The sequence below is a fragment of the Legionella sp. W10-070 genome (genome assembly GCF_900640175.1).
Taxonomy (GTDB): Bacteria; Pseudomonadota; Gammaproteobacteria; order Legionellales; family Legionellaceae; genus Tatlockia.
Map to the genome: position 1 here is coordinate 26,059 of NZ_CAAAJC010000002.1, position 15,697 is coordinate 41,755.

Sequence of the window (15,697 nt, forward strand, 5' to 3'; positions counted from 1 at the left end):
TCAGGGTAAAATCATACTTTGATGTGCAGCAATCGGTTAACGTAAATTCAGTATAACTGAAAATGTTGGAATGGAAGCACATGAGATAATTGAGTCCTTGGTAATCTCTTTTTGATAAATTTAAATATAAATTGTCTTTACCAGACCAGCAAGGCATGTAAAACTCACGCCACAAATCAATCTGAATGAATAAAAATAAGGCGCAAGCATGCAGCCGACGTTCGAGCGTTTTAATGAATTACCCAAAGAACTTAAAATTGAAACCGCCCACAATTTATCAGTGCCTGATTTAGTTAGCCTTTCCCTGACCTCAAAATCTCATTTGACTTTGTTTAAACCTATAGCTGATGTTCTGATTGTTGTTCGTAAATTATTGCCTCATGTGGTACAGGGGAAACATGAGGCGGTTCAAGCGATATTAAAAAAGGATATCAGTTTAATTTTTAAAAGGGGCGTTGTTACCGATTGCTCTGGACGGACATTTGAGAGCATCAGTGCGTTTGAATACGCACTCTGGGCTATTGATAAACATATGTGGGCAGCAATGATTGCGTGCATCCCTGAGAATGAAGAAGGGAGAGAGATAGTCGCACAATTGATGGCTCAATATAACAAGCTCAATAAAGATGGAGTGACCTATAGGATTCATGGGAAAGCAATTACTGAAAAGCATTTTGATTTCGAAAATACCATTATCAAAGAGCTACAAACGCAAGTAGACTCCATAAGAGCGACAGAAGATAAGAATTGGGATGCCATTCATAAGCAGTGGCGAGAAGGTGTTGGTGGCGCACAAAAAAAGCTGCCTATGCATGTTGTTGATGAGTACTGCTCTGAGGAACCTTTTTATCCTGTGCCTCAATTTACCTCACAACCAACGTCGTTGAAACAATTCTATAACTGGACTACTGAGAAGGACGAAGCCTGGTTTGACGTTGATTCTAAGTTAGGTTCTGAGTTTGCTATCTATAAAGGGCGAGGGCTGGTGACTCCCCGTCCCAATGGGCTGGGGCTTTGCGTGGCCGATTTAGATGCCATGAAAGCATTATATGAAGTAAGAACAAAGGATTTTATCGATCTCGAATCGCAACTTGAAAAAGGGGCTAGTTTGGACAACTATCCCCAAGTTGTTATGATAACGAGTTAAAGGCATATTAATACTCACAGACTTCCCCAATTTGCAGTCAAAATGTGTCACATAATAGGAAAAGCCAGCGACCAACAGTGCCGTTACTGCCACAACTATGGTTGAAAGCGCAATTCCTTCTTTTACTATAGGCTTAATGGTTCAGGTTTTAAATATAGGATTATGAAATCATAAACAATTATAAATAACAATGAGAGCTTCACCTTGATACGGGAACACCAAGCAGAGCATTTAAGTCCTGACCTTATCGCCAATAGCTATTGCCCTTAAAAGAATCGATTGCTATCCTAGCCGCATTTTGCCATTGAGAGAATAATGGATACGCTTCAGATAACAGGTCTAAGCATACAGACGCATATTGGAGTTCATGCTTGGGAACAAAAAATTTTGCAGCCACTATTAATTGACATTACCATTCCTGGTGACTTTAGCGCCTGTCAGGATGACATCGCCAACACCATTGACTATGACAAGCTGTGTCAGCAGGTAACTGCTTATGTGGAAGTAAATTCTTTCCGCCTGATTGAAACAGTAGCAGAACAATTGGCTCAGTTAATCAAAAGTGCTTTCAATGTACAGCAAATAACCATTTCAGTCAGTAAGCCCCATGCGATAAAAAATGCAGCTAACATCCGTGTTACCATAACACGCTGACGATTAAAGGCATTATGCTTATCGGTATCAATGCCTGGTCTCTGTGAAAAAATTGGTTCCCAGAGCCTAGGCATCCAGCTTCCGTACCATCCCCTTAAGATGCTCACTGCGAGCCACTTCAACCTGTATTTTTTCTGCCTCCAACCGTGAAGTATAAGGGCCAAGGATTACCCTGAACCAACCGCCTTGTTGTGGAGGAGCAACCGCGATACGCACATCAAAACCTTTTAAAATGAGTGCCGCTTTCAACCGCTCTGCATCATGATTGCTTTTAAAAGAAGCCAGCTGTACCAAATAGGATTCTTTTTGCTTGCCGGGGGAAAGTAAGGGTTTGCTTATCGGCGGCGCTGTCGAAACAGTCGCTACAGGATTGGCCGTAACCACTGCTGCAGGAGTACCATTTTGCGGCTTCTCCACAAGCTGGGCAGGCGTTGTTAACACTGGTTTTGGCAATGGAACCGATGCTCGATGATCTTTAGTCAGTAAGGTATAAAACTCAAATTTAGGTTTGGGTAGCTCTTTTTGTCTGGCAATCTCTTTTGCTTTCGGTTGAGGCTCCTCTTTTGCCAAAATATTTTGGTGAACCCAATGATTAACACTATTGAAATCAAATATACTGGCGGTCAGGTAGCCACACAAAAAAGAAGCCAGCACCCAGAAAAATTGCCTGGGTGTACTATTTTTCTGCCTTGTCGGCTTTCGTCTTTCATAATCTTTTGCCATTACATACTCTCAGGAGCCGATACACCCAATAGTTGCAAACCATTTTTTAAAACCTGACGCACTGCTGCCAACAAGCATAAGCGAGCGCTTCTTAATGCTTCTTTTTCACATAATAGTTGAACGGCATTGTAATAGCTATGTAACCCAGTAGCCAGTTCGCGCAAATAATAAGCCAATTGATGGGGCTCACAGGCTTTAGCCGATGCTTCAATAATTTCAGGATACCGGCCTGCCAGGGAAATTAAAGCGGTTTCCTGTGGTTCAGTCAATAAATGAAGATGAGCAAGTCCAGTTGTTTCATCCCAGCTTAAACCACGTTCCTTTAACTGCCTTAATACGGAGCTTATTCTTGCATGCGCATATTGAATATAATAAACAGGATTGTCACTTGATTCTGATTTTGCAAGATCCAGGTCGAAATCCATATGTTGTTCAGGCTTGCGCATTACATAAAAGAAACGGGCAGCATCATTACCTACTTCCTCGCGCAATTCTCTCAAGGTTACAAAGGAACCACTACGAGTCGACATTTGCACCCGCTCACCACCCCGATAAAGAATAGCAAACTGCACCAGCAATACATCAAGCGCATTCTCGTCATGGCCCAAAGCCTTTACTGCTGCTTTTACCCGCGTAACATACCCATGATGGTCGGCACCAAAAATGTCAATAACCCGTGCAAAACCACGATCGTATTTATTCCAATGGTAAGCTACATCGGAAGCAAAATAAGTGGTTTGGCCATTCGCACGAATAAGCACCCTATCTTTCTCATCATCAAAATCCGTTGCCCTAAACCATAAAGCGTCTGCCTTTTCATAAGTATGGCCAGCCTCTTTTAATGCCTCAATCCCCTTACTGATTGCACTGTCATCAAACAAGGATTGCTCTGAAAACCAACAGTCAAACTCCACACCAAACTCGGCCAAATCGAGTTTGATGTCAGCCAATACAGAATCCAGCGCGTATTTATGAAATAACTTAAACCCCCGTTCAGTAAGCAACACTTGCGCCCGGGAAATAATCGCATCAATATAGACTTCCTTATCACCTCCTTCTGGTTCATCGACTGGCAACCCCTCCCTTATTATGGACCAGGGATGCACGAATTCAGTCCCATATTGATCCATCACCTCCTGGGCGATATCCATCACATAGTCCCCACGATAGCCATTGGCCGGGAAAATAATATCTTCTCCAGACAAAATCAGATAGCGCAGCCAGACGCTCGCGGCAAGAATATTCATCTGCCGACCGGCATCATTAACATAGTATTCCCGGCTAACATCATACCCTGCCGCCATGAGAATATTCGCTAACGTTGCGCCAAAAGCTGCCCCGCGACCATGCCCCACATGCAGAGGGCCGGTTGGATTAGCCGAAACAAATTCTAAAATAACTTTTTGCCCTTTGCCTAAATTGCTACGGCCAAATGCTTCAGCCTGGTTAAGTACTTCTGCAATTACCTGAGAACGCGCCTCATCACGGATAAAAAAATTAATAAATCCAGGGCCGGCTATTTCAAGCCGCTCAACCATAGGGTGGGAAGGCAAAGCCCCTATAATTAATTCAGCAAGCTTACGGGGGGGCTGGCGGCAAGGTTTGGCAAGCGTCATTGCCAGGTTGGTAGCGAAATCACCATGATTATTATCCTTGGCACGCTCCACTTTAATTTCGGCCACTGTATCCGCTGGAATAGCAGCAGTATGCTTAAGAGCGTTCAGGGCTTGTGCGAGTAATTGTTCAACAGTTTGTTTCATAGCGCTTTGTTCACTCGTCAAAAAGCAGCTATTATGCGCTTTTTCACATCAGATGCAAAGTAGTCAGCCTCTCCAAAAATCGTTGTCCGGAGCAGGAAAATCATTAATAGTAGCGATAAAAGCCAGCATCAAATGGATAGAATGGAAGGTTAACGGTTATTAATCTTTAATAATACAAATTTATAGCCAAGTGAAAATACCTGTTTTTGTTAACATCGATTTTAATCTACCACCAATTACTCAATTGGACTTTCCTTAAATTTTCTTACAATTTCCTTTGTTTCATTATCAATAATTTCCCCTTGAATTCGACAACTAAAGCCATTAGCAAAAGTGAGCATCCATAGATAAAGATGCTCGATGTCATCGCCCGATTTCTGCGCGACAACTTCATCCTGTGAATAAATTTTTGCAGTGTAAGGATACTTCATAAATTTGTCCTGATTCATGGACTCATTAAAGATATAGTACCTTATACTTATTCTATCAACTAAAAAATTATAAATATTATCACGCCAATTTAAAAATGATTAATTGTGTTATAATTTAATAAATTCGCTCTAAAAATAGATGTTTATATACACGCATAATCAATTGAATTATCATTCAATAAAAGTTAGTATAACCTGAATTAATTGAAGTATTTCAAGAGCAAATAAAAATGAAATATTCCCGCATTTTTTTTGCAATAGAACCTCAAGAATCATTATTGGAAATATTAAATGATATTTTAAACCATTTAAATAAAAATCCGCTTATAGAACAAGAAATAAAATGGGTTCCATTAAATAACTTACATGTGACGCTGGCCTTTATCGGCACCATTCAGCGCGAACATATTCCAACTTTAATTAAAAATGTGAAACACCATATCAAGTGTGTTGAGCCATTTTATTTGGAATTGGGAAATCTGATGTTGTTTCCGGCAGGAAATTGCCCAAAAGTTATTTCCCTGCAGGCAGGACCAAATTCTACCCTGGTACAGGTTACCGACCATATTAACCAAGGCATTCTGGCGACTCATTATCCAATTGAAACCCGCCCTTTTCGTGGCCACATGACACTTGCACGGCTCAATAATTATAAACCCGACGTTTCTTCTCTGGCACAAATCGAAATAGCCAAAATTCCCAGGTTTTTGATTAACGAGATCACGCTATTTGAAAGCAAATCGGCTGCGGGAACATCCCACTATCAACCGTTGACGAGGTTTATTTTAACCTAGTACAACGTTTCACTGAATCTGTCCAGTTTGTCATTCCCGCGCAGGCGGGAATCTATCTCTCAGGTGAAGTGAGGAGCTAAATTGGGCTATGGATTCCCGCCTGCGCGGGAATGACAGTGTAAAACAGAATCAGTGAAACGTTGTACTAGTGTCTGGCAAGGTTTTCATAGGCTTTTTTAATATAACCATCCTGGGACAAGAGAACAGCAATGGGACGGGTTAAATCAAAATGGGCAAAAATAATCATCATCATTACCGTAATAGGCACAGAAAGAAACATGCCTAAAACTCCCCAGATAGTTCCCCAAAACGCCAAAGCAATTAAAATAACCAGGGGGCTTAGGTTGAGCGATTTTCCCAGGAAACGAGGCTCAATCAGGTTGCCAACAATAAATTGTATAGCAATGATTCCTGACGCAATCACGATAAAAGGAAACCAGCTTTGGAATTGAATCAGCGCCAATAACATAGGGAATGCCGTGGCGACAATAGCACCAATATTAGGAATAAAGTTCAGGAAAAAAATCAATAAAGCCCAGAATTCAGCAAAATCAAGCCCTACCGACTTCATAATAATCCAACTGGCTGTAGCAGTAACAAGGCTCAATAAGGTCTTTAATCCCAGGTAAGTTTGGGTATCTTTAACAATGTGGGTCAGAATGTTATTAACCAACAGTCTATGATTGGTCTGGGGGAAAAGGGCGTCCAGTTTTTGAGTAAAGAAATGTTGCTCTACAAACAGGAACACAACATAGAGTGCGATTAACACCGCAGAACCAGTAACGGCTGTAAATACCCCGTAAATATTCACCAGAATACCTTGTACACTAATACTCTGAAAAAAATTATCCATATTCGTCAGTGACTTTAAGTGGAAACGCTCATCCATTCGATTAAAAATATGGGTTAAGTTTTCTTGATAACGTGGTGAGGCAGCAATAACATCATTAACATTATTGGTAATAATATCAATTAAAATCTTTACCAAAAACGTAACAACCGACAAAGCTAATACCATGCTTAACCAACTCGGCAGCCGCGAACCGACCAACGGTATTCGCTGGACTGCATTATGAATAGTATTTAACAAATGCCAAATAAAAACCGAGATGATTAAGGGGATCAGTAAACTGCGGCCAGCAATGAGCAAATAACCAACAAGCGACACCAGGATCAGTGCTGCAGTACAAATGAGAATGCGATTTCCATCCCTAAGATTCAAATTTTTGTTCATGGCAAGTCAACATTAAACTATTTTCCTGTTATTATCAGGTTTTTTTGATATAAATCATACTGTGTTGCAACAACCTTGTGAAATTTTAGCCGGAATAGGCTCAACACTCGCAGCCAAACTCGGTAAATGTGGCATTAGCACTGTAGCTGATTTACTGCTCCATCTACCTTACCGCTATCAGGATAGAACCCGCATCACCACCATCCGTGATTTGCAGGTTGATAACTGGTGTGTAATTGTGGGAAAAGTCTGCAAAACAGAAATCAAATATGGCAAGCGCATGATGCTCTATTGCTATGTGGAAGACAAAACCGGCATCCTGAAAATTCGCTTCTTCCACTTTAACAAGCAACAGGTGAAAACACTGAATGAAAGCAAGCTGATAAGGGCATTTGGCGAGGTCCGTGAATTTTCCAACACCCTGGAAATGATCCATCCTGAATATCAATTACTAAACAGCGAGGACGATTGTATCGTTGATGAAACACTGACCCCCATCTATCACACGACACAGGGGCTCAGCCAAACCCGTTTACGCCAACTCATTAAGACCGCATTAAACACTTGCCGTGAGCAATTAGCCGATTTGGAATGGATGGACGTTGAAGAATTGGAAAAACATCATTTTCCTTCATTAACCGAAGCCATGGAGTTATTGCATAATCCCCCTCCGGACATTCCCTTATCCGCATTGGAGGAAGGCACTCATCCGGCGCTGAAACGACTTGCTTTTGATGAATTGCTTGCACAGCAACTCAGCATGCAATTTGCAAGACAGCACCGTGGCAACCTCAATGCGCCTACCATGTCTTCGCAACCCGACTTGGAAAAACGTTTTATCAATCAATTACCTTTCTCGCTGACAAACGCCCAGCAACGCGTCAGTAAAGAGATCACTGCTGATTTGCTACAATCAAAACCTATGTTAAGGCTGGTACAAGGCGATGTTGGTTCGGGAAAAACCGTTGTTGCCGCGCTTGCCGCTTTACAAGCCATTGGTAATGGTTATCAGGTTGCATTCATGGCGCCTACAGAATTATTAAGCGAACAACATACCATGAATTTTCAAGCCTGGTTTTCGTCGCTGGGGATAAACTGCCGCCGATTGAGCGGCAAACTAAAGACCAACGAACGTAAGGAAACATTAGCCCTTCTAGCTAATAATGATTGCCAAATCCTTATCGGCACGCATGCCCTATTCCAGGAAAATGTGCACTTTGCCAATCTTGGTTTGGTTATTATCGATGAGCAACATCGTTTCGGGGTAGAACAACGGCTGCTATTGCAGCAGAAAGGGCAGCAGGCTGAACTAATCCCCCATCAACTATTAATGACCGCAACGCCTATCCCAAGGACACTGGCAATGACGCAGTTAGCACACCTTGATTTATCCGTTATTGATGAATTACCACCGGGACGAACCCCAATTTCCACCGCCGTCATTAACCAGGAAAAAAGAGCCCCGATTATCAGCCGATTGCAAGAAGCAATTGCCAGTGGCCGTCAAGCCTACTGGGTTTGCACCCTAATAGAAGAGTCAGAAAAATTACAATGCATTGCAGCGACAGCAACTGCTGAGCAACTTCAACAGCAACTACCTGAGGTCCGGGTCGGACTCATTCATGGACGGATGAAATCGACAGAAAAGGAAGCGACCATGCATGCATTTAAGAGTGGTGAAATCAACCTTCTGGTTGCCACAACCGTCATTGAAGTCGGAGTGGATGTACCAAATGCCAGTTTGATGATTATTGAAAATGCAGAGCGTTTGGGTCTATCACAATTGCATCAATTGCGTGGCCGTGTAGGACGAGGTAGCCAGCAATCGCACTGTTTATTGCTTTATCAAGCACCGTTGTCATTCTCGGGTGCTGAACGATTAAAAGTCATGCGCGCCACCTCTGATGGCTTTGTCATTGCTGAAAAAGATCTCGCCTTACGAGGCGCAGGCGAAATATTAGGAGTCAAACAAACAGGCTATCGGCAATTCAAGGTAGCCGACCTTCACCGCGACCAATTACTTTTGCCCTTGGCGGCAAAAATGGCCAGGCACTTAATAAATAATAAATCAAATATAGCAGAGGCCATCACCAGGCGCTGGCTGGGGCAGTTTGAACAATTTTTACAAGGTTAACCCTCGCTTCTACAGTCAATTATAAAAATAATCGAAATAAATTGAAGTCAAGACTGTTTTTTCATTTTTTCTTTGCTAAGATAGCTAGGCTAATTTCTTTCCTTCATCCACAAAAGATGTGGATAACTTTTTAATCCCTTCTCTGAAAAACTGACTCAATTATTCCATCCATTCTCTAAACCGCTTATAAATACTGGCTCTCTATTGAAATTTACCATACTTTTCCTCCTGATGTTTATCCACAAATTCTGTGGGTAACTCTGTGCATAGGATGTAAAATACCTTTAAAATAAGGCATGGCTTTCAATGCGCGATAATTCATCGTCCCCTTTATATATTTTTTCTATACCCACAGATGAGAATGATTTAAAATCGCACAATTTAATGCAAGGTAAACCGTATGAAAAAAAATACCAGCAATGCAGCCGATAGCACTGGAATAGAAAAACCCGCAGTTCTTACCAACGTGATAACTCCCGATGACAAATCAGAAACCGTTCAGGTTCAGCAATTAGAGCAGATTGGCAAGGGGGCATTTGGTGTTATCTACAAAGGATTGTTAAAAGATCAGGCAATCGCTATCAAGGAAACAGGTAATAGAAACCTAAATGAAATAAAAATCATGTGCCTACTGGCAAAGCTCCATGCCCCTTATGTTGTTCATTTGATAGCCTATTCGTATTCGCTGGAAGACCGCTCCAACCGTCTTTACCTGCAATACATGAAAAATAATTCAATAAAAAAATACATCAAAGCCAATCCACAACCGGAAGACTGGTCTTTACGTTACCTTTGGATACAGGAAATTGCCAGAGGTCTTGCATACCTGCATCAGTTGAAAATTGTACATAAGGACATTAAAGCAGATAACATCCTGCTTGACGACGACCTTCATGCCAAAATAAGTGACTTCGGTTTTGCAGAGATCATGGAAAACGACAGACTGACCTCAGCAACAGGTTCCCTCTTGTGGGTGGCTCCAGAAGTTTTCCAGAGAATGTCCCATAATGAAAAAGCGGATATTTTTAGCCTTGCTGTTACCATATGGGAAATTGCCAACTGGAAAGAACCCCAGCCTTATAAACCCGAAGAAGAATTTTTAGTTACTGATCTTGCAATCCAAGTCCTGGAAAAAAGACAAAGCACAGATGAGATCGGCAAGCCCAAGTTAGCTAAACTGATCACCTGGGGATGGCAAGGAAACCCGGAAAACCGTCCGTCAGCAAAAGAGGTGGTCGAGGAATTAGAGTCAGGAATTGACACACTGTCAGAAAATCTTTTAAGCAGACAATAATAAAATATCTGAACTTATAAATTAATAAACCGTTTATCGGCAATTCAAATGGCTAACCTCCACTATAATCCATTACTTTTGCCGTTGGCGGCCACAATTGACAGACGCTTGATAAAAATAATCGAAATAAATTGAAGTCAAGACTGTTTTTTCATTTTTTCTTTGCTAAGATAGCAAAGCTGATTTCTCTTTCTTCACCCACAAAATCTGTGGATAACTTTTTACTCCCTTCTGTAAAAAACTGGTTCATTTATTCCACTCATCCTCCAAGCCCCTTATAAATAATGGCTTTCTATTGGTTTTTACCGCCCTTTTTCTCCTGGCGTTTATCCACAATTTCTGTGGGTAACTCTGTGCATAGGATGTAAAATACCTTTAAAATAAGGCCTGTCTTCCAATGATTGATATTTTATCTTTCCTACAGTCCTGTATTCTTTTCTATACCCACAGGTAGAAATGATTTAAAATAGCACAAAATATGTTTAATAAAGGCTAACCGCATGAAAAATGCCAGCAATACATCAGATACACCCGGAATAGAAGAACCTGGACCTATGAACGTTATAACTCCGGAAGGGGAATTATTAGAAAACGCTCAGGTTCAGCAATTAGAGCAGATTGGCAAAGGCACCTATGGCAAAATATACAAAGGATTATTAAATGGACAAGGAGTTGCAATCAAGGAAACAGGAGAGAGTGATGAAAACGAAATAGAGATCATGTGTATGCTGGCAAAGGCTCACGCCCCTCATGTCGTTCACCTGATAGCCTATTCCCTGGAAGACAGTTGCAACCGACTGTACATACAATACATGGAAAATAACTCACTGGCGAAATATATAGAAGATAGACAAGAACCGGTAAACTGGTCTTTACGCTACCGCTGGATCCGCGAAATTACCAGGGGCCTGGCCTTTCTACATCAATTGAATATTGTCCATTTGGACATTAAATCAGATAACGTTCTTCTGGATGAGAGCCTGCACGCCAAGATAGGCGATTTCGGTCATGCAGAAACCATGAAAGGAAACAAACTAATCTCCATAAAAGGTACCCCCTTATGGGTCGCCCCAGAAGTTATCCTAGGGAAGCCCTATGATGAAAAAGCGGATATTTTTAGCCTTGCTGTTACCCTCTGGGAAATTGCCAGTTGGAAACTTCCCGAAGAGCCGGAAAATTTTAAATCCGGAACAGAGGATTGCCATACAACCGATGAATATAATAGAAAATTATGGGAATATTTTAGCGAACTTAAATTAAAAATACCCAACCACAGGCAAAAAATAAAGGAGGTTTGCAAGCCCAAGTTAGCTAAACTGATTACCTGGGGATGGCAAGGAGAACCAGAAAACCGCCCTTCGGCAGAAGAGTTAGTCAAGGAACTGGAAACAGGAATTGATACATTGTCAGATAACCTTTCGCATAGGCCTCCTGTTAATCATTAACTTGACCATTAGCCAGGAAAGGTTACAATATTTGGTCATTTTATTATCAGGTTTTCTCATGTCATTAAAGCGTAAAGCCGTTGCCCTCATCTCAGGAGGGCTTGACTCCATGCTTGCTGTCAAGGTGATTCAAGAGCAAGGGGTACATGTCGAGGGTATTAATTTTTATACTGGCTTCTGCCATTCAGGACATACTTCAGCCATCCGTAACCGTAAAAATAGCAAACCCTTAAGAAATGATGCCTTATGGGTAGCAGAACAATTAGGAATCCAACTCCATATTGTGGATATCGTGGAGCCCTATAAAGAAATATTACTGCATCCTAAACACGGCTATGGGAAAAATATTAATCCCTGCCTGGATTGCAAAATATTTATGGTGCAGGAAGCGTATCAATGGATGCTGGAACATCAATTTGATTTTATTATTACCGGTGAAGTGGTTGGCCAACGACCTAAATCACAACGCAGTTCGACGATGCCGTTGATTGCCAGGCAATCAGGCGCTGAAGATCGTCTGCTGCGCCCCTTATGCGCCAAACTCCTCCCTCCAACCTTACCTGAACGCGAGGGATGGGTTAATCGGGAAGCTCTCTATGATTTTCATGGACGAAACCGTAAACCCCAATTAAATTTGGCAGCCTCGATGGCAATTGAGGAGTTCGCCCAACCTGCGGGTGGTTGCTGTGTACTGACCGATGAAAACTATACCCGCCGTTTGCAAGACATGTGGAGCCATCGAGGTACACGTGATTATGATATGGAAGACATTATTCTGTTAAAAGCCGGCCGACATATCAGACCAGCGCCTCATTATAAGTTGATTATTGCCCGGGATGAGGCTGAAAGTAACTTTTTAACCGGTTATCGCAAGCAATATATCCACATGCAGGTTCGAGAACACCGTGGGCCAATTATCTTAATTGAAGGAAAGCCAACCATTAATGATTTAATTACTTGTGCTCAAATTGCAGGACGCTATTGTTCAGGCCGGGAAGAGGAGTCTGTAGAAGTTGATCTCTACCATCTGGACGGGCAAACGGAAGTACTAAAGGCACACCCCATGCCGGCTGAAGAAATCCCCCAAAATTGGTATTTGTGAGAATAACATGGCTCATTATGAATTGGATGCTCGTCGGCTTTTATGTCCCATGCCGGTGATTAAAACTCAAAATAGGGCGAAAAAACTTATGCATGGAGATACACTAACGGTTATTGCCACTGACCCAGGTGCTCAACATGACCTGCCCTGCTGGTGCCGTATTAATGGTCATAAACTTATTGAATGCACCAGCCTGGATGGTGAAATTCATCTTACTTTGGAACTGGTAAAGGATAAGGAATGATGGATAAGGAGCGCTATCAGCAAGCAAAGCAGGTTACTCTTCTTGGTGCGATTGTCAATGCAATGCTTGGCTGTATCAAGTTAGCGGGTGGGTGGCTCTTTCACTCCCATGCCTTGGTGGCTGACGGTATCCATTCCTTTTCTGATCTTATCACCGATTTAATGGTTGTCTTTGCCTCAAAATACGGCAGTCAGGACGCTGATGATTCTCATCCTTACGGCCATCAACGGATTGAAACAGCAGCCACACTAATGCTTGCCCTGCTTTTGATTTTAGCAGGAACAGGCATCGCCTGGGATGCCCTGGATGAAGCGATCCGGGCAACGCCTGACACACCAGGCTGGATTGCCCTTCCCATTGCCCTATGCTCTATCCTTGCGAACGAAGCCCTGTTTCATTATACCTATCATGTTGGCAAGCGCATTCAATCGACATTGGTTATCGCCAATGCCTGGCATCATCGTTCTGATGCGGCATCATCTATCGTGGTCGCTTTAGGTTTGGCAGGCAGCCTGCTTGGCTTTTCTTATCTTGATGCCATTGCAGCAATCATAGTAGGTTTTATGATTGTCAAAATGGGTATTGATTATGGTTGGAGCAGTGTAAAAGAGTTAATTGATACAGCCGTAGAACCAGAAATGCTTGGAAGAATAGAGAACATTATTCAAACTGTTGATGGGGTAGAGAAAATTCATCAATTACGCAGCCGCCTGATGGGAGGAGATGTATTAGTGGATGTCCATATTTTGGTTTCCCCCTATATCTCGGTTTCTGAAGGGCATTATATTGCCCAACAGGTTCATCAAGCCCTGGTTAATCAACTGGAACGTGTAAAAGACGTTATTGTGCACGTCGATCCTGAGGATGATGAAGTTAGCTGTCCTTCCTTGCATTTACCAAACCGCAACCATTTATATGAACAATTAATCTCAGCATGGCAGAAAAATTATCCATCACTGCAAAACTGGGATATCCATTACCTTGATGGAAAAATAACCCTTGATCTGATCTGCAACCAGGATACGCCCTGGCAAGCCTTATCTGAGCAGATTGCCAAGGATTTAAAAGCCAACAATAAGGAGCTGAAAGTGCGTCTTTTCAGTACGCATGGAGTAATTCATTGATGAAAACCTGCTCCCATATTGCCTGAGCTTCAATCGCGGCAAGAAAACGCTTGCCAAATACAGTATGTGAAAATATTATTCATCTTTAATCGTCAACCATTAATGTTGTCCGTCTTTAGAGAGAAAGAATTATGGCTACGGCCACCTTAAAAATAATTTTTGCCATTTCTACTTTCGTAGTAATCCTGCTGGCCGGATGGTATCCATTTAAAAAGCGGATAAAAAGTGATGGGCATATAGACTTCCCAATTGGTGAAACGCTGGCAACCGGCGTATTTCTTGGCGCAGCCTTATTACATATGTTACCAGACTCCAATATGCTATTTAATCAGATGGGGTATCATTATCCCTTGGCATTTATCATTACGGGCGCTGTTTTTCTGATGTTTTTATGGTTTGAACATTTGGGCAAGGAACTGTACCACCATCATGATGCCTCCCACCCTGCATTTGCTATCCTTGCTTGCTGTATGCTTTCAATCCATTCATTGATGCTCGGGGCAGCCCTCGGCTTTAATCATAGTAATTCAATGATTATTATGTTGTTCCTTGCCATCATTGCCCATAAATGGGCTGAAAGCTTTGCCGTGGCAGTACAACTCAATAAAAGCTCTCTGAGCAGAGCTCAAAGTCTGGGATTATTCTTTATTTTTAGTTTAATGACTCCCCTTGGTATCTTCCTTGGCTGGTACTTTGGCCATGGAATAGAAACTGATTCTTTATTTGATCCCATTCTGATTGCCGCATCTGCAGGCACTTTTCTATACCTGGGAACGCTTCATGGGCTTGAACGTTGCGTAATGGTAGAACGATGCTGTAACTTACGTGACTTTAGTTTTGTTATTATTGGTTTTCTGTTAATGGCGTCGGTAGCAATTTATGTCTGATTTTATTGAACAGCAACCGCTTATTTTAGCTTCTGCCTCACAAAGCCGGATCAGTTTACTGCGCTCTTTAGGCTTACAATTTGATATTATTCCTGCTGCCTGTGACGAAGATAAAATCAAGCAGCATTTCAAGGCAGCCTCCATGTTACAACTGGCAAGTACCCTTGCTCGTTGTAAAGCGCTTGATGTCAGCAACCGCTATCCACAACATTTTGTCATAGCAGCCGATCAACTTTGCGTAATAGAAGATAAATATCTGGATAAACCACTTATTCATGCTACAGCAACCATGCACCTGCGACTTCTCAGCGGAAAAACGCATCAACAAATTTCAGCTTATTGTATTGCCAGGGAAGGCCATATCCTGTGGCAGGATCATGACATTGCAATCCTGACGATGAAACACCTCAGTGATGAGACTATCGAGTCTTATTTAAGGCTGGAACAGCCTTATCAAAGTTGCGGCGCCTATCATTACGAAAAACAAGCCAAATGGTTATTTAAAGAAGTACAGGGAAGTGATAGCACAATCCTTGGCCTGCCTCTTGTACCATTGACAGAAGCCTTAATCGCTATTAAGGCGGTTAACTTCAAAGCCTTTCCCTACTTTCTATAACCCAGGTTGCCTTGAAGACGAGATAATACAGAGGCCATTAAATCAACCCCCTTGTTTCTCCCCTCTTTTTTACTTGGGTGCGATTAAAACTACGGTTGGTTTTAATAC

Annotated in this window: 15 protein-coding genes; 11 read left to right on the forward strand and 4 right to left on the reverse strand. The window is 42.0% G+C overall.

Annotated features, from left to right (window positions below):
- Nucleotides 1–208: 208 nt before the first annotated feature.
- Nucleotides 209–1,147, forward strand: coding sequence for an F-box protein (locus E1O65_RS01090; RefSeq protein ID WP_133131754.1), 939 nt, complete (start codon nucleotides 209–211; stop codon nucleotides 1,145–1,147).
- A gap of 315 nt (nucleotides 1,148–1,462) precedes the next feature.
- On the forward strand, nucleotides 1,463–1,801 hold the full coding sequence (folB, locus tag E1O65_RS01095) for a dihydroneopterin aldolase (protein ID WP_133131755.1): 339 nt from the start codon (nucleotides 1,463–1,465) through the stop codon (nucleotides 1,799–1,801).
- 66 nt (nucleotides 1,802–1,867) lie between these two features.
- Here folB and E1O65_RS01100 read toward each other — a convergent pair whose 3' ends face one another.
- The 3 genes from E1O65_RS01100 to E1O65_RS01110 all read right to left on the reverse strand — a co-directional run bounded on the left by E1O65_RS01100 (nucleotide 1,868) and on the right by E1O65_RS01110 (nucleotide 4,715).
- Nucleotides 1,868–2,524, reverse strand: coding sequence for an SPOR domain-containing protein (locus E1O65_RS01100; RefSeq protein WP_133131756.1), 657 nt, complete (start codon nucleotides 2,522–2,524; stop codon nucleotides 1,868–1,870).
- On the reverse strand, nucleotides 2,524–4,284 hold the full coding sequence (gene argS / locus E1O65_RS01105; protein ID WP_133131757.1) for an arginine--tRNA ligase: 1,761 nt from the start codon (nucleotides 4,282–4,284) through the stop codon (nucleotides 2,524–2,526). Before argS ends, E1O65_RS01100 begins: the two co-directional genes overlap by 1 nt.
- A gap of 236 nt (nucleotides 4,285–4,520) precedes the next feature.
- Entirely contained in the window at nucleotides 4,521–4,715 is a 195-nt protein-coding gene (locus tag E1O65_RS01110; protein WP_133131758.1) for a hypothetical protein, read from the reverse strand.
- A 230-nt stretch (nucleotides 4,716–4,945) separates the two neighbouring features.
- Here E1O65_RS01110 and thpR point away from each other — a divergent pair, with 230 nt between their 5' ends.
- The gene (thpR, locus tag E1O65_RS01115; RefSeq protein ID WP_133131759.1) at nucleotides 4,946–5,509 is read left to right on the forward strand and encodes an RNA 2',3'-cyclic phosphodiesterase; all 564 of its coding nucleotides are present in this window, start codon (nucleotides 4,946–4,948) and stop codon (nucleotides 5,507–5,509) included.
- Between the two features lie 145 nt (nucleotides 5,510–5,654).
- On the opposite strand, the gene E1O65_RS01120 is transcribed toward thpR, so the two are convergent.
- A complete protein-coding gene (locus E1O65_RS01120) occupies nucleotides 5,655–6,743 on the reverse strand; it encodes an AI-2E family transporter (protein ID WP_133131760.1) in 1,089 nt (362 codons plus the stop codon).
- A gap of 61 nt (nucleotides 6,744–6,804) precedes the next feature.
- Between E1O65_RS01120 and recG the strand changes: the two genes are divergently transcribed.
- The 8 genes from recG (at nucleotide 6,805) to E1O65_RS01160 (ending at nucleotide 15,589) form a co-directional block, all read left to right on the forward strand.
- Complete coding sequence (recG, locus tag E1O65_RS01125) at nucleotides 6,805–8,877, forward strand: ATP-dependent DNA helicase RecG (RefSeq protein ID WP_133131761.1); 2,073 nt, start codon at nucleotides 6,805–6,807, stop codon at nucleotides 8,875–8,877.
- 400 nt (nucleotides 8,878–9,277) lie between these two features.
- Complete coding sequence (locus E1O65_RS01130; protein WP_133131762.1) at nucleotides 9,278–10,171, forward strand: protein kinase; 894 nt, start codon at nucleotides 9,278–9,280, stop codon at nucleotides 10,169–10,171.
- Nucleotides 10,172–10,671: 500 nt separating this feature from the next.
- Entirely contained in the window at nucleotides 10,672–11,616 is a 945-nt protein-coding gene (locus tag E1O65_RS01135; RefSeq protein WP_133131763.1) for a protein kinase, read from the forward strand.
- A gap of 58 nt (nucleotides 11,617–11,674) precedes the next feature.
- The gene (locus E1O65_RS01140; RefSeq protein WP_133131764.1) at nucleotides 11,675–12,718 is read left to right on the forward strand and encodes a tRNA (5-methylaminomethyl-2-thiouridylate)-methyltransferase; all 1,044 of its coding nucleotides are present in this window, start codon (nucleotides 11,675–11,677) and stop codon (nucleotides 12,716–12,718) included.
- 7 nt (nucleotides 12,719–12,725) lie between these two features.
- Nucleotides 12,726–12,962, forward strand: a complete 237-nt coding sequence (locus E1O65_RS01145) for a sulfurtransferase TusA family protein (protein ID WP_133131765.1) — start codon at nucleotides 12,726–12,728, stop codon at nucleotides 12,960–12,962.
- A complete protein-coding gene (locus tag E1O65_RS01150) occupies nucleotides 12,959–14,086 on the forward strand; it encodes a cation diffusion facilitator family transporter (RefSeq protein WP_133131766.1) in 1,128 nt (375 codons plus the stop codon). Before E1O65_RS01145 ends, E1O65_RS01150 begins: the two co-directional genes overlap by 4 nt.
- Before the next feature lie 128 nt (nucleotides 14,087–14,214).
- Nucleotides 14,215–14,973, forward strand: a complete 759-nt coding sequence (locus E1O65_RS01155) for a ZIP family metal transporter (protein ID WP_133131767.1) — start codon at nucleotides 14,215–14,217, stop codon at nucleotides 14,971–14,973.
- Entirely contained in the window at nucleotides 14,966–15,589 is a 624-nt protein-coding gene (locus tag E1O65_RS01160) for a Maf family protein (RefSeq protein ID WP_133131768.1), read from the forward strand. Before E1O65_RS01155 ends, E1O65_RS01160 begins: the two co-directional genes overlap by 8 nt.
- The last annotated feature ends 108 nt before the right edge of the window (nucleotides 15,590–15,697 follow it).

What these genes read in the sequence shown, in the direction of transcription:
- E1O65_RS01090 (WP_133131754.1), top strand. Translation starts at nt 209, where the DNA reads ATGCAGCCGACGTTCGAGCGTTTTAATGAATTACCCAAAGAACTTAAA.
- folB (WP_133131755.1), top strand. Translation starts at nt 1,463, where the DNA reads ATGGATACGCTTCAGATAACAGGTCTAAGCATACAGACGCATATTGGA.
- E1O65_RS01100 (WP_133131756.1), bottom strand. Translation starts at nt 2,524, where the DNA reads ATGGCAAAAGATTATGAAAGACGAAAGCCGACAAGGCAGAAAAATAGT.
- argS (WP_133131757.1), bottom strand. Translation starts at nt 4,284, where the DNA reads ATGAAACAAACTGTTGAACAATTACTCGCACAAGCCCTGAACGCTCTT.
- E1O65_RS01110 (WP_133131758.1), bottom strand. Translation starts at nt 4,715, where the DNA reads ATGAAGTATCCTTACACTGCAAAAATTTATTCACAGGATGAAGTTGTC.
- thpR (WP_133131759.1), top strand. Translation starts at nt 4,946, where the DNA reads ATGAAATATTCCCGCATTTTTTTTGCAATAGAACCTCAAGAATCATTA.
- E1O65_RS01120 (WP_133131760.1), bottom strand. Translation starts at nt 6,743, where the DNA reads ATGAACAAAAATTTGAATCTTAGGGATGGAAATCGCATTCTCATTTGT.
- E1O65_RS01130 (WP_133131762.1), top strand. Translation starts at nt 9,278, where the DNA reads ATGAAAAAAAATACCAGCAATGCAGCCGATAGCACTGGAATAGAAAAA.
- E1O65_RS01135 (WP_133131763.1), top strand. Translation starts at nt 10,672, where the DNA reads ATGAAAAATGCCAGCAATACATCAGATACACCCGGAATAGAAGAACCT.
- E1O65_RS01140 (WP_133131764.1), top strand. Translation starts at nt 11,675, where the DNA reads ATGTCATTAAAGCGTAAAGCCGTTGCCCTCATCTCAGGAGGGCTTGAC.
- E1O65_RS01145 (WP_133131765.1), top strand. Translation starts at nt 12,726, where the DNA reads ATGGCTCATTATGAATTGGATGCTCGTCGGCTTTTATGTCCCATGCCG.
- E1O65_RS01150 (WP_133131766.1), top strand. Translation starts at nt 12,959, where the DNA reads ATGATGGATAAGGAGCGCTATCAGCAAGCAAAGCAGGTTACTCTTCTT.
- E1O65_RS01160 (WP_133131768.1), top strand. Translation starts at nt 14,966, where the DNA reads ATGTCTGATTTTATTGAACAGCAACCGCTTATTTTAGCTTCTGCCTCA.